We start from the raw sequence: 13,064 nt of genomic DNA, 5'->3' as shown, positions 1-13,064 counted from the left end.
GTGGTTATTGGTCTAACAAATATGCAAAAATTAATGGTGCAACAATAGTGGCATCACTTTCTATGATGTATTTTGGGGTGTCTATATCTAATTTACCCCAAGTAATCTTCTCGTTTGGTACCGCACCTGAGTATGACCCATAACTGGTTGTAGAGTCGCTAATCTGACAAAAATAGCTCCAAAAAGGAATATTGTGCATTTCCATATCTTGGTACAGCATGGGTACCACACATATTGGGAAATCGCCTGCAATACCGCCACCAATCTGGAAGAAACCTAAACCTTTTCCATTTGAATTTTTCGGGTACCAATTGGCCAGCCACATCATATATTCAATACCGCTTTTGGTGGTAGAGGCCTTTAATTCGCCTTTAATGCAGTACGAAGCAAAAATATTGCCCATCGTGCTATCTTCCCATCCAGGAACTACTATTGGCAAGTTTTTTTCGGCTGCGGCTACCATCCAAGAATCTTTTGGGTCTATCTCGTAATATTGCTTCAATACGCCAGAATTCAGCATTTGATACATAAACTCGTGCGGAAAATAGCGTTCTCCTGATTTATCCGCTTTATCCCAAATATCGAATAAATGTGATTGCAAGCGTCTAAACGCTTCTTCTTCTGGAATACAAGTATCGGTAACGCGGTTAAAATGATTGTCCAATAAATCCCGTTCTTCCTGTGGTGACAAATCCCTGTAATTAGGCACTCTTTTGTAGGAGTTGTGCGCCACTAAATTCATAATATCCTCTTCAAGGTTTGCCCCTGTACACGAAATAATATGGATTTTGTCCTGACGAATCATTTCTGCCAACGATTTCCCCAACTCCGCCGTACTCATCGCGCCCGCTAAGGTTACCATCATTTTTCCGTTTTCCAACAAATGCGTTTCGTACCCTTTTGCAGCATCTACCAACGCAGCAGCGTTAAAATGCAAATAGTTCTTTTCAATAAATTGTGATATGGGACCTTTAGTACTCATCATCGTCATTAAATTTTGAAGCGTTATTTTTTTGTTTGGAATTATCGTAAGTGTTATCGTAATCATGAGCCACTTCTTCGTCCATAAATTTATAACTTAACATTTTATAATACAATTTTGCAGCTAAAAAATCGGAAGCTTTTTGTTTTCCGTTGGGGCAAAGCTCAACAATATCAAAACCAACTACGTTTTTTTCAGTGAAAACCTGTTTTAAAAAATCCAATGTTTCATACCAAAACAAGCCTCCTGGTAATGGGGCTGTGGTGCTTGGCATGATGGAAATATCCAAAGCGCTCAAATTAAAATTGATGAACACATTATCGGTCATTTGGTCTATTGCCGAATCCATCCACGTATCATCCACCGCCATTTCATGGGCAAAATACGTTTTATCAATATCCGCCATGGTTTTTTCCTTACCACTCATGGAACGAATGCCCACTTGTATTAAATTGGCCGTTTGGTTGGCTTCATGAAGTGCACATGCATTGTTTATGGAGGAGCCATTTTTAGTTTTACGCAAGTGGGCATGTGCCCCAATATTTAAAACCGTTAAGCTGGGGAACATTTCGTTAAAAGCGCGAATGGTGCCCATGGAAACCACATGTTCGCCCCCAAAAACGGTCACGAATTTGTTTTTCTTGATGTATTTTTTTGTGGTTTGATGCACGGCTTCCACCAGGTCCTTTGGTGTTGCATTGTCTTCAACGGCATCTGCTAAATAAACACCTTGTTGGTACACTTCGGTATCGGTTTCAATATCATAAAGCTCCATGTGGTTTGAAGCGTTCAAAAAAGCTTCCGGCCCTTTTTCCGCGCCTTTTTGCACAGTGCTTGTGCCATCAAAAGGCACAGGGATTAAAACTATTTTCGCCTGTTCCAATTTTGCAAATTCTTCTGGAATACCAGCATACGTGTTATTTGTCATAACCTAAAATTTTAAGTAAGTCTTCACTTTTTTGTTGTTCACTAAATAATTTTGTTGTGATGTTCCCATCGGCATCCCTATCTATTAAAATATGTTTTGGCGACGGAATCAAACAGTGCTGCAAACCTCCAAAACCACCAATGGTTTCTTGGTAAGCGCCTGTATTAAAAAACCCGATATATAACGGTTTATCTTTATTGTATTTTGGCAAATAAATAGCGTTCATGTGCTGTTCGCTATTGTAATAATCGTCGCTATCGCAAGTTAAACCGCCCAATAATACACGTTCGTAACTTTCGTGCCACCTGTTAATGGGCAACATCACAAAACGTTTGTTTATGGCCCAAGTATCTGGCAAGGTAGTAATAAAAGAAGAATTGATCATATTCCACTTTTCACGGTCGTTCTGTTGTTTTTGGTACAACACTTCATAAATGGCACCACCACTTTCACCGACTGTAAAACTTCCAAATTCGGTAAAAATATGAGGTACTTCCACCTCTTCTTCCTCACAAACCAATTTTATTTGGTTCAGGATCTCATCAACCATATATTCGTAATCAAAATCGAACGCCAACGAATTTTTTATGGGGAAACCGCCACCAATGTTCAAACTATCCAAACTTGGGCAAATACGTTTTAAACTGGTATATACCTTTAAACATTTTGCCAACTCGTTCCAATAGTAAGCATTGTCGCGGATGCCCGTATTGATAAAAAAATGAAGCATTTTTAGTTTCACTTTTTTGTTCTCTTTAATTTGGCTTCTGTAAAAAGGCAGGATGTTTTTGTACCCAATACCCAAACGAGAGGTATAAAACTCAAATTTAGGTTCTTCTTCAGAGGCAATTCTAATGCCTATATTGAATTTTCCCTTGATTTCCTTCGACAATAAATCTATTTCCTCATAATTATCAATGATCGGAATACAGTTTTTGTGTCCGTTATTAATCAATTTTGCAATATTTTCAATGTATTGCTCTCTTTTAAAACCGTTACTGATCACGAAGGTTTTATCGGTTATCTTCCCTTCGGCTTTTAGTCTTTCAACAATATCAATATCAAAAGCCGATGACGTTTCAATATGGATATCGTTCTTTAAGGCTTCGTCCAATACATGCTTAAAATGGGAACTTTTTGTACAATAACAATAACTGTACTTGCCTTTGTACTTATGTTTCTTGATGGCCGCATCAAACCAAGTTTTGGCCCTGTTTATGTTGTTGGAAATTTGTGGCAGATAGGTAAACTTTAAAGGCGCCCCGTACTGTTCAACCAACCCCATCAAGTCGATGCCATGAAACTCTAAATGCCTGTCGTTCAGATTAAATTCTTCCTGGGGAAAATAAAAAGATTGATTAATTAAATCAATGTATTTGGTATTCATTCTTTATTTTTTGATGTAACGGTTTAATAATAATTTTTAAATTTAAGAAACATAAGTTTCTAATCAAATTATATTGCCCATTAATCAAATTTGGATCTGATATTGTGTGGTTGGAACAAAGCCATATATATGCTGACTACCAGCAATAGTATAAGAAGAAGCTAGCTTGAGGATCCGGTTGCTTTTTCTAAAAGCTGCTTTTGAAAATAACTTCCTAAATTTCAAAACCCCGAACATATAAACACGTTTCAATTTGTTCTGCAATTACATTACAAATGAACTATAAAAAAATTAATTTTATAAGGAATTAAGGAATTTTTTTAGAATTTTTTTAAAATGGGATTTGGACGCCTGCCTGCCCTATACCAAATGAAAAGGGCAGAAACACAGTTTAGATTGGTCCTTTACAATAAAGCTTAAGCGTATTTAACAAATATGTTTCTTGTAATAAGCAAACAAATCGTCCGCCGAAGCACCGAACCTCCTTTTTATATAAATAACCGTAAAATGAAATTGCAGCTTCCAAACGCCATTGGCATGGTAGCGCCTTGCTGAGGTAGTAAGCCATTTTTGGATCACAGTAAATTGCTGGAGTTTGTAAAGTTTAGCAATTAAATCGTTGTCTTCATAAATGGTGTGATTTTCGTTATAACCACCTATTTTATTGAATGTTGGTTTGGTAATAAACAAACTTTGGTCGCCACCCCTACATGCTTTCCAATGAAGTTGGGTTAACCAACCCGCTAATTTCAGCCACCAATGGTTGCTATCGAATTTCATGATAAAACATCCTGCTTTATGGCCTTTTTTAACTTCCTCGGTTATGAGTTTGTCAAAATTTTTAGGAGGAAAGGAATCGGCATGTAAAAAATAGAGAATATTTCCTGTGGCATGTTTTGCGCCAAAATTCATTTGTTTAGCACGTCCTTTTTCAGAATTCAATAAGAGAATATCAGGTCTAGCACAGTCGAGACCTATCTTGTTTGCGGTAATGTCATTAAAAGTCCCAAACTTCAACTGCTCGCTACCAAACGCCAAAGATTCAATAATTTCTAAAGACCCATCGGTACTGCCACCATCAACCACAATAATTTCTGAAATGTTTTCTTTGGAAGTATTCTTTAAAACATGGTTTAGCAGATGCCCTATAGTGAATGCTTCATTGAGTATGGGGATAATAATGCCAATTTTGTGAGTCATTTTTTCGTGTGAGACCTGACAGATACTGTGTTAAAAACATAAGTGTTCTGAAGTTGAAAATTTTTGATAAACAGTTCCCCTCCTTGGAGGGGCCAGGGGTGGGTTTTCATTATTATCATAATTTTTTTTCCATGTATGGCACCCCTAACCCCTCCCAAGAGGGGAATTAAAACGTGTTTAATTTTAAATTAAAAGTTTTCATCTATTTTTTTGTGTTGAGACCTGACAGGTTTTTAAAAACCTGTCAGGTCTGGTATTTTTATTCATTCAAATCCCAATTATAATCTTTATAACTTTTTTTCGCTTTATCAGAAATTTTAACCGTTGAATATTGATTTAAGAAATCAATTAAATCACCGTTTTGATTGAAATCTTTGGCAAACCACTGAAATATTTGGGAGAGTTCTAAACGATTTTCAGTAATTAAATTCCGTTCAGAATCATTTAAAAAATCTTTGGTGGCTTTTGTGAGCTGTGCTTCTAAATTTTCAGCGGTATATGCTTCGTTTGATAATTTCGGACAAGAAACCGATGCGCAAACAATAGCGAAATGAATGCGCGGTTCGTCCATTTTACGCAGAATCTGATGTTCAATGCCATTCAAATTATACCATTTTTCACCCAATTTCCAAAGGCGTTGGCCCCAAGGGTCTTTAATGTCTTTGATACTTTTAACAGGGTAGTTTCGTAAAATCAAATCGATGGCCAATGCATTGTAAGCGTTTATCCAATAGGCGAGTTTGTCTTGTTTTGAAAGTTGTTGAAAGTTATTGCTTGATTGTGCAAGGCTTAAAACATGTATGTAATCATGTAACTTTTTGTGCTCTAATTTAAACGCTTTGTAATTTACAACCCCTTTATCAGATACATGTTTATGCAGTAATTCATCCCATAATTCATGGGTAGATTTAAAACGTTTCCTTAATATTTGGTTAAATTCATTAGCGTCGCTTATTGTGCTTAATGTGCCAATTTCTTTATTTATTGTTTCAATTGGCTCGATATTAGCTGCTTTTTTTTCTTGTTCTATCTTTATTTGTATTCCTGTTTTGTTGTTTTCAATAATTGAATCTTTAGGATTTGGTTGGGTGTAAACTGGTTTATTTGCAGTTTTCCCATGAATATGTCCAGTTCCTGAACAAGCGGACAATAGAAGCATAATAAAAAGGAGTTGTAGGCTTTTCATATTAAACTTTAATGTTCTTTTTTGTTCAAGGGATATAATTCCTGATTTATAAAACCTTTAGGAAATTGCTCGTCACCTTTAAAACCAAGTTCAATATCCTTGCCGTTGTACGGAACATAATTTGTTTTAAAAAGGTAATCCCAAAGGCTTAAGGTCAGTCCGTAATTAACGCCAAACCTAACATGTTTTGGAAGTTTTTTAGCATGGTGCCAAATGTGCATTTTTGGGTTGTTGAATACGTATTTTAAAATGCCATAATCCCAACCTAAATTGGCATGGTTTAAATGGCCAACCGCTAAAGCGAAAAAATGAACGATGGCAACGTCTTGCGCATCAAAACCACCTATAATGGCAATGGGGATGTATAACAGCGATTTGTACACCACGGGTTCCATCCAATGGTATCGCAAGTGGGCCGCAAACCCCATTTCTTTGACAGAATGATGTACTTTATGGAAATTCCACAGAAAAGGGATGCGGTGCAATAATCGGTGGGTGTTCCATTGCACAAAGTCTGAAACCATAAAGAATATGAACAATCCCAACCATTGAGGCAAATTATCCACATCAAATAGTTGAAGGCTTGAAATAGGAAGGCCGATTGTTTTTAAAAGATCTTTAAACAATTCTGAAACGGTATTCGATAATGCGATTAGCACAATTAAATTCAATAGAAAGAAGTTGAAAAACATATAAAACGTATCGAGCCAAAAATCTTTCCGGAAAATAGATTGGTTTTTTCGCCAAGGAAACATAATTTCCAACAGCCAAACCGTTAAGGAAATAGCAATTAAACCATAAAAAAAGTTATCCCAATGGTTGATTGAAATGAACTCGTGCTTTAAGTAATTCCAATAACCCGAATAGGATTTTTTTATGATGTCTATGTATTTTTCCATATTTAAGAAAAGACCTCACAGCCCCGATAGCCATCGGGATTAAAACCTGTGTGGTCTTGTGAATTATTTATATATTCTCAACAACATCCACCACCATCATAATGATATGTGGATTCACTAATAAAAATGTCGTCTCTTTTTAATGACGCTAAAGCACCTGCAGTTTTATCGCAAATGGCTAATGGTTGGTTTTTAAGTAAAACATGCCCCTTTTTGTCATCAAAATATTCGGTTTCTCCATAATAAATTGCGGCTTTACCTGTAAATATACAAGGGCCATCGTTTGGCATTGGGTCTTTAATGGCAGCTACTTCAATAGATTCTATGTAGATAAGATCGTCGGTAGGGTAATGTTTTGGGTCAAGAATTCTATATGGTTTTCTAGCTCTAATTTCAATGGTGCCAAAACCGGCATCGGTTAACGCTTTAACGTATTCTGCAATTGGCAAACTACCGCTTAAACATAAAGCACGTAAACGGTCGTCGTTTCTAAGTGCATCGTTCATGGGTTGTTCGCAGGTTGGGTCGCTCATTACCAATTTTCCATGAGGTTTTAAAACACGGTACATTTCGGCAATGGCTTGTTTTAAATCGTCTGCCATAAAAATATTGAATAAGCAGTTTTGAGCTGCCACATCCATGCTATCATCTTCAACAGGCAGATTCATGGCATCTCCTTTTTTAAGATCCACAAAATCGCTTTTAAACCAGGGGTTTAATGCTTCGGCTTCGGTAAAGTTTTTACGGGATGCTTGCAGCATTTCATCAACCACATCAATACCCACAACACCGCCTTTTTGACGGTTGAAATAAGCGAATTGCAACAATTCCATACCGCCACCAACGCCCACGTAGAGCATTTTTGGGTTGTTGGTTAGATCGCGCACATGCACGGTACTGCCACAACCATAGTTCATTTCTTGCATTATTTTCGGGATTTTTAATCCTGGTAATTCCCAAATTGGGTTGGTGGTACAGCATAAACCGACATCCGGTGTTAAGGCCGCTTCTTTGTAAACGTTGTGTGTGGTTTCTAAATAACTCATTTTTTGTTGTTTTTTTAGACCTCACGGGTTTTTAAAACCCGTGAGGTCTTGTTTTGCGTTAGGGATTACTCATTTATTTCTATTTTGATAAATAGGAAATCGTGAATGCTCCGCATTTGTAGCGGCATCCTTTTGGTTTTCTTTTGATAAGGAAATAACCTTAAAAAGAAAGCTTTAACTTTAATTGTGGATTCCTGCCTTTGCAGGAATGACAAAAAACCAAAAGATATAGCCGAAAGCCCGACCCTTTTCGGGTAACGCCCAATTTATACCAATTGCATGTATAAAACAGCCCAATAAACTTGTTCTTTTTCGCCAATACATCTTCAAAAAACAGTTCCGTAGCTATGCTTGCAAAGGTTTTTTTCATCGTCTTGACAAAAAAATTCTTCGTTTCTTTAAACTATTTTATACATACAATTGGTATTAATTATAAAATTTTAATCAATTCTTTAAATAATGTTATCATGTTAGGTTCTGCTTTTTCTGCCATGGCAATAATTTCAGAAATATTGACTGGTTTTAAATTGTTTGGGTCGCATTCATCGGTGAGAACTGACACTGCTGCCACCTTTAATTTTAAGTGGTTTGCTACAATAATCTCTGGCACTGTACTCATGCCCACCGCATCGGCCCCCATAATTTTTAGCATGCGGTACTCTGCGCGCGTTTCCAATTGTGGTCCCACCACACTGGCATAAACACCTTTGTGCAATATGATGTTGTTATTTCTTGCTATGGATTTGAATTTTTTATTGATTTTGGCATCGTAAGGGGCGCTCATATCGGTAAAACGCTCGCCCATTAATTCCACACCTTTAAACGCTAGCGGCGAACTGCCTTGAAGATTGATATGGTCTTCAATGAGCATGAGTTCGCCCTTTTTGAAGTTTAAATTAATGGTGCCCGCTGCATTGGAAACCAATAAGCTTGTAATGCCCAATTTTTCCATGATTCTAACCGGATACGTCACATCTTGCAAACTGTAGCCTTCGTAAATATGAAAGCGCCCTTGCATAACCACTACTTTTTTGCCTTCTAGTATGCCGTAAATGAGTTTGCCTTTGTGAAACTCTACCGTTGCTGTTGGGAAATTAGGAATGTGATTGTAGCTTACTTCTTTTAAAATCTCAACTTCGTTTAATAATTGCCCCAGGCCAGTGCCTAGTATAATGCCGATTTCGGGGTTTTCAAATCCTTTATTTTGTAGATAGCTTACCGTTTCTTCTATTTCTCTAATCATGTTGTGCGTAGAATTTTTTAAGTTGCGGATAGTCTTTTAAATCTTCAAAAGCATCAATATCATTCAAGGTTTCCAGCAACGCTAAAGATACGCTCTTTTGAGCTAATTCTTCTAATGTTGTTTCTAATAAATGGGGTTCGCTCCAAGGTTTATTTTGGAAAATGCACGCATTGAATTTTGAAAGACCTAAAAGATAATAGCCACCATCTTTTGCTGGCCCAATAACGACCTCATGTTCGTTTAATTTCTCGAAAGCATCGTTTAAATGGGTGGGGTTAAGATCTAATAAATCACTGCCGATAATGATCACTTTTTGATATCCTAATCCAAAAAGGTCCATAAAGGCATTTTCCATCCGCGTTCCCAAATCGTCACCATTCTGAAGTTTTTTTATAAAAACGGACTCATCCCATGCATCCTCTTTTTTTATTTTTTCAGAATAAAACACATATTTGTCAGCATTGATAGGCTCTGTGGCCATGGCGGTATGCTTCAGCAGAAATTTATAAATATCTAAAGCCGCTTCATCGCCAACGGTTTTTGCCAATCGTGTTTTGCAGGTGCCCAATTCTGGGGTTCTGGTAAAAATGATGATGGCTTTTTTTGAAGTTGGAAAATGAAAGTCGAAAACAGCCTCATGGCCGTCATTGGTTTCTTTAGTGCTAAAAAGTCCCATAAATATTTAAATTATATATTGTTAATCATTGTTGTCCGATAAAAATATTTACATATTGTCAATGGTTCTAGTTTTAGGGCCTTTCGCCCTATTATTAACGTTTTGGTCTAATTTTAAATCTCAATAAAAATTTAGGGCTTCAAAAATTTAAAAAAATAATTAGATGTTTATCAATTAGTAAAGACCAAGTCTTTATTCTTTTCCCGATAGCTATCGGGACTAGCGAAGCAGTCTTGATTCTAATGGTTGTTAATCGAAAACCTTTTCTCCTTTCATCAACCACTTGCTCCACACTTTAGAATAGGCATGTACTTTTTCGGTTTCTGTATTATGCATATCAAATACAGGGAAACCTTGGTTTTTCCATTCAAAAATACCTCCATAAAGATTAAAAACATTACTGTAGCCCGCTTTTTTTAGTTTTTCGGCAATATCTTCAGATCGAATGCCCAATGAACAATACACAACAATGGTTTGCTGTTTGTTTTTAAGTTGGTTCGTTGTTTTGAGCAAATTGAAATGGTCGTAACCAACATACATGGCATTTTTTAAATGGCTCACGTTATATTCCTTTTGTTCACGGGAATCTAAAATAATTAAGACTGTCTTTTTTATTCGCTAGGGTTTCAACGGTAATATAAGGAATGCTTTCTGTGTTTAGCTGTTTTAATAATTTTGAAAGTGTTTTTTGGGGAAAACAAAGAGTTGAAAATAAAAGGACTATGTATAATATAAAGTTTTTCATAATAATGGGATTCCTGCTTGCGCAGGAATTAAGCAACACTGCCTTGGCAACTACTGCCGGCACCTGCGGTACAGCCATAACAATGTTGTGAGGTAACAATGGTTCTGCCTTCCAATAAATCTTCATTATAATCTGAAATATGTTTTATTTTGCTGTTTACAGGAAGTTGTAGCATTTGGTTAAAGTCGCAATCGTACAAAAACCCATCCCAACTTACAGAAAGTGTATTGGTGCACATGACGTTTTTTACTGCTGAAGGATTGTAAGCTTCCACTAAGGCATACATATAATCTTCGTAGTTTTCTGAAGCGATCAAATAATCCAAAAACCGACTGATTGGTAGATTTGTGATGGCAAATAAATTGTGAAAACGTATGTTGAATTCATCTAACAATACCTTTTTAAAGTCTTTTTCCATGGATGTTTGGTTTCCCGGTAAAAAGGCGCCCGAAGGATTGTAAACCAAATCCAATCGCAAATCACTGTTTGGCATCCCATAGCCCACTGCGTTTAGTTCTTGCAAGGCTTTTATGGAAGTGTAAAAAACGCCATCGCCACGTTGTTTGTCGGTTTTCCCACGGGTCCAATGTGGCATCGAACTTACTATGTGTATATGGTGTTTTTTGAAAAATTCCGGTAAATCGTGGTACTTTTTATTGGCCTGCAAAATCGTGAGATTGGAGCGTACAATAAAATCTTTGATACCTGCTTTGTAAGCTTCATCAACAAACCAACGGAAATGTGGATTCATTTCAGGTGCGCCTCCTGTTAAATCCAAGGTATGGGCTCCGGTATTTTTTATAACCTCCAAGCATTGTAGCATGGTTTCGCGGGCCATGATTTCCGTTCGGTCCGGGCCTGCATCCACATGGCAATGTTCGCAAACCTGATTGCACATATAACCAACATTGATCTGTAAAATCTCCAACTTTTTGGCTTTTAAGGGGAATTGGTTTGTTTCAGAAATCTTTTCTTTAAAAGTTGGTAAGGCGCCTTTTTGGAAAATACCGTTCGATAAAATTTCCAATTGCCGTTTGCTATTTGCTAATTCGCTTTCGCGTTTATGTAGGGATTTAATCATATTTTTTGGATTTACGATTTATGAGTCACGATTTACGATTTCTAACTCAATCGTAAATCGTAATTCTAAAATCGGCAATCAATTTACATTTCTAACTTATTCACTTTATTCATCATTTGTACGCCATGAACTAATGATGCGCCACCTCGAATGGCAGCGGCAACATGGAGTGCCTCCATCATTTCTTCTTTGGTAATGCCGCGTTGTAAACCATCGCCCGTATAAGCATCAATGCAATATGGGCATTGAATGGTATGCGCCACCGCTAAGGCTATTAACGATTTTTCTCTTTCGGTTAAAGCACCTTCTTCAAAAACTTTTCCGTAGTATTCAAAAAATTTAGTGCCTAATTCTTTGTTCCATTCAGAGATTTTTCCAAACTTTTTTAAATCGGCGGGGTCGTAATAGGTCTTTTCCATAAAATTTATTTTTCAGTAAATATAAATCTATTTGAATAAAGTCGGAAAGATTGGTAGTACTTAACAACCCGAGGTGATATTTTAAAAAATATCACCTCGGGTTTATGTAATTCTAAGTGAATCAGTTGCTTAAGATATGCTGCGTTTTTAATATAATTTTATTCTATTAATGAATTTAAAAGAGCCGATGATAAATTCAAGGTTTTTCGAACAAAATAAAATCGTAAATTGGTATATGGTTTCAAAATACAAGCTAACGGGCTTCGTCAAAATCGACCAGTTTTTCTGAAAAGGCATTTTTGGTATCGTTGAATTTATTGCCGACTTTATGGATGATGCATTTTGAAATGGAAGCGTTTTTTCTTGAAATCATGTGCTGTTTTTTTGATTCTGCAATAGTAGCGATTTCAAAAGAAATTAAAACCAAAAAAAGGAAATCAACTCTTTTAAAAGTGGTTTCCTTTTTACAAAAAACTGATTAATAGCTTCTTTGGTATTTTTAATGAACCTCTTGGAAGTAACTGTTTTTATTGGTCTATTTTAAGAGATTTAAAATCCTGTTAATTAAAGTCAAGGTCGTCCACCAAGATGCCCACCACGTAAATATCTATTCCAGACTCAAATTGTTTATATCCTGAAGGTAGTGATATTACAGAATTTGTTATGGAGAGAGCGTCACCATCTTCTATAATTCCGAGAGGGGCATATCCAGCATCGCTCTGATATAAAGTGCCACCAGTATATTTGCCGGAAAGCTTCTCTATATTTGGTCCGTAACTTATTGATATAGAATAAAAAGTTGCTTCTTCTAAAATATCATTCAAAGAACTTGGAGAAATTGAAATGTGCGTTATTAAAAGATATTTACCTTTAAACAAAAAGTCCTTGATTACTTCTGTGCCCTTCTCGTCATAGAAAGAGACATACTCTGGAAATGAATTGTGTTCCAAACTATTGAGACGACCAAACACCATTTTCGCATTACTGGGAAGCCCATTTTTAGATTGTGTAAAAGACTGCCAACCGGCACCGTTATAGCCTTCAAAATCGCTTTTTGTTGTATTGTACCGCATGGTGCCATTGGTTTCGGGCGTACTATCGTCGCCAATCTGTACTTTCCCATTCACATCGAGTGCCTGTTGGGGCGTGCTGGTGTTAACGCCTACTTGCGAAAAGGCAGGCAAAAAGCACAAAAGGGCTATAATGGTTTTTATTGTTTTCATAATTTTAAGTTTTAAATTAATGGATTTATTAAACATAAAAGCCTATTTC

Annotated in this window: 13 protein-coding genes; all 13 read right to left on the bottom strand. The window is 36.6% G+C overall.

All coding sequences use genetic code 11. The features are described 5' to 3' along the window. Window positions 1–4: 4 nt before the first annotated feature. The 13 genes from ACU1LP_RS01885 to ACU1LP_RS01825 all read right to left on the bottom strand — a co-directional run bounded on the left by ACU1LP_RS01885 (window position 5) and on the right by ACU1LP_RS01825 (window position 13,015). Entirely contained in the window at window positions 5–982 is a 978-nt protein-coding gene (locus ACU1LP_RS01885) for a deoxyhypusine synthase family protein (RefSeq protein ID WP_445731207.1), read from the bottom strand. Continuing rightward, window positions 972–1,910 (bottom strand): agmatinase, encoded by a 939-nt coding sequence (speB, locus tag ACU1LP_RS01880; protein ID WP_445731182.1) that lies wholly within the window; start codon window positions 1,908–1,910, stop codon window positions 972–974. Before speB ends, ACU1LP_RS01885 begins: the two co-directional genes overlap by 11 nt. Beyond that, window positions 1,900–3,297 (bottom strand): arginine decarboxylase, encoded by a 1,398-nt coding sequence (locus tag ACU1LP_RS01875; RefSeq protein WP_445731181.1) that lies wholly within the window; start codon window positions 3,295–3,297, stop codon window positions 1,900–1,902. The genes speB and ACU1LP_RS01875 overlap by 11 nt, the downstream gene beginning before the upstream one ends. A 426-nt stretch (window positions 3,298–3,723) precedes the next feature. After that, window positions 3,724–4,497 (bottom strand): TIGR04283 family arsenosugar biosynthesis glycosyltransferase, encoded by a 774-nt coding sequence (locus ACU1LP_RS01870; RefSeq protein ID WP_445735407.1) that lies wholly within the window; start codon window positions 4,495–4,497, stop codon window positions 3,724–3,726. Window positions 4,498–4,756: 259 nt separating this feature from the next. Further along, window positions 4,757–5,683 carry a DUF547 domain-containing protein gene (locus ACU1LP_RS01865; RefSeq protein WP_445735406.1) on the bottom strand — a complete coding sequence of 309 codons (927 nt, stop codon included), beginning with the start codon at window positions 5,681–5,683 and terminating at the stop codon, window positions 4,757–4,759. 8 nt (window positions 5,684–5,691) lie between these two features. Then, window positions 5,692–6,582: a sterol desaturase family protein gene (locus ACU1LP_RS01860; protein WP_445735405.1), complete on the bottom strand. Its 891-nt coding sequence runs from the start codon at window positions 6,580–6,582 to the stop codon at window positions 5,692–5,694. Between the two features lie 77 nt (window positions 6,583–6,659). Then, window positions 6,660–7,628 (bottom strand): arsenosugar biosynthesis arsenite methyltransferase ArsM, encoded by a 969-nt coding sequence (arsM, locus tag ACU1LP_RS01855; protein ID WP_445735404.1) that lies wholly within the window; start codon window positions 7,626–7,628, stop codon window positions 6,660–6,662. A 430-nt stretch (window positions 7,629–8,058) separates the two neighbouring features. Beyond that, complete coding sequence (locus tag ACU1LP_RS01850) at window positions 8,059–8,871, bottom strand: purine-nucleoside phosphorylase (RefSeq protein ID WP_445735403.1); 813 nt, start codon at window positions 8,869–8,871, stop codon at window positions 8,059–8,061. Beyond that, window positions 8,864–9,547: a TIGR04282 family arsenosugar biosynthesis glycosyltransferase gene (locus tag ACU1LP_RS01845; protein WP_445735402.1), complete on the bottom strand. Its 684-nt coding sequence runs from the start codon at window positions 9,545–9,547 to the stop codon at window positions 8,864–8,866. The genes ACU1LP_RS01850 and ACU1LP_RS01845 overlap by 8 nt, the downstream gene beginning before the upstream one ends. Before the next feature lie 249 nt (window positions 9,548–9,796). Next, on the bottom strand, window positions 9,797–10,108 hold the full coding sequence (locus ACU1LP_RS01840) for a rhodanese-like domain-containing protein (protein ID WP_445735401.1): 312 nt from the start codon (window positions 10,106–10,108) through the stop codon (window positions 9,797–9,799). Window positions 10,109–10,320: 212 nt separating this feature from the next. Beyond that, window positions 10,321–11,373 carry an arsenosugar biosynthesis radical SAM (seleno)protein ArsS gene (arsS, locus tag ACU1LP_RS01835; RefSeq protein WP_445732579.1) on the bottom strand — a complete coding sequence of 351 codons (1,053 nt, stop codon included), beginning with the start codon at window positions 11,371–11,373 and terminating at the stop codon, window positions 10,321–10,323. A gap of 83 nt (window positions 11,374–11,456) precedes the next feature. Further along, complete coding sequence (locus ACU1LP_RS01830; protein WP_445732578.1) at window positions 11,457–11,792, bottom strand: arsenosugar biosynthesis-associated peroxidase-like protein; 336 nt, start codon at window positions 11,790–11,792, stop codon at window positions 11,457–11,459. 560 nt (window positions 11,793–12,352) lie between these two features. Continuing rightward, window positions 12,353–13,015, bottom strand: a complete 663-nt coding sequence (locus ACU1LP_RS01825; RefSeq protein WP_445732577.1) for a hypothetical protein — start codon at window positions 13,013–13,015, stop codon at window positions 12,353–12,355. Window positions 13,016–13,064 lie beyond the last annotated feature (49 nt).

The sequence above is a fragment of the Mariniflexile sp. genome, from assembly GCF_052728615.1.
Note: the sequence above shows the minus strand (reverse complement) of the source record. Positions and strands in the feature narration are given on the sequence as shown.

Bases quoted from the DNA above. Each gene is read 5' to 3' on its own strand.
- ACU1LP_RS01885 (WP_445731207.1), bottom strand. From the start codon at position 982: ATGAGTACTAAAGGTCCCATATCACAATTTATTGAAAAGAACTATTTG.
- speB (WP_445731182.1), bottom strand. From the start codon at position 1,910: ATGACAAATAACACGTATGCTGGTATTCCAGAAGAATTTGCAAAATTG.
- ACU1LP_RS01875 (WP_445731181.1), bottom strand. From the start codon at position 3,297: ATGAATACCAAATACATTGATTTAATTAATCAATCTTTTTATTTTCCC.
- ACU1LP_RS01870 (WP_445735407.1), bottom strand. From the start codon at position 4,497: ATGACTCACAAAATTGGCATTATTATCCCCATACTCAATGAAGCATTC.
- ACU1LP_RS01865 (WP_445735406.1), bottom strand. From the start codon at position 5,683: ATGAAAAGCCTACAACTCCTTTTTATTATGCTTCTATTGTCCGCTTGT.
- ACU1LP_RS01860 (WP_445735405.1), bottom strand. From the start codon at position 6,582: ATGGAAAAATACATAGACATCATAAAAAAATCCTATTCGGGTTATTGG.
- arsM (WP_445735404.1), bottom strand. From the start codon at position 7,628: ATGAGTTATTTAGAAACCACACACAACGTTTACAAAGAAGCGGCCTTA.
- ACU1LP_RS01850 (WP_445735403.1), bottom strand. From the start codon at position 8,871: ATGATTAGAGAAATAGAAGAAACGGTAAGCTATCTACAAAATAAAGGA.
- ACU1LP_RS01845 (WP_445735402.1), bottom strand. From the start codon at position 9,547: ATGGGACTTTTTAGCACTAAAGAAACCAATGACGGCCATGAGGCTGTT.
- arsS (WP_445732579.1), bottom strand. From the start codon at position 11,373: ATGATTAAATCCCTACATAAACGCGAAAGCGAATTAGCAAATAGCAAA.
- ACU1LP_RS01830 (WP_445732578.1), bottom strand. From the start codon at position 11,792: ATGGAAAAGACCTATTACGACCCCGCCGATTTAAAAAAGTTTGGAAAA.
- ACU1LP_RS01825 (WP_445732577.1), bottom strand. From the start codon at position 13,015: ATGAAAACAATAAAAACCATTATAGCCCTTTTGTGCTTTTTGCCTGCC.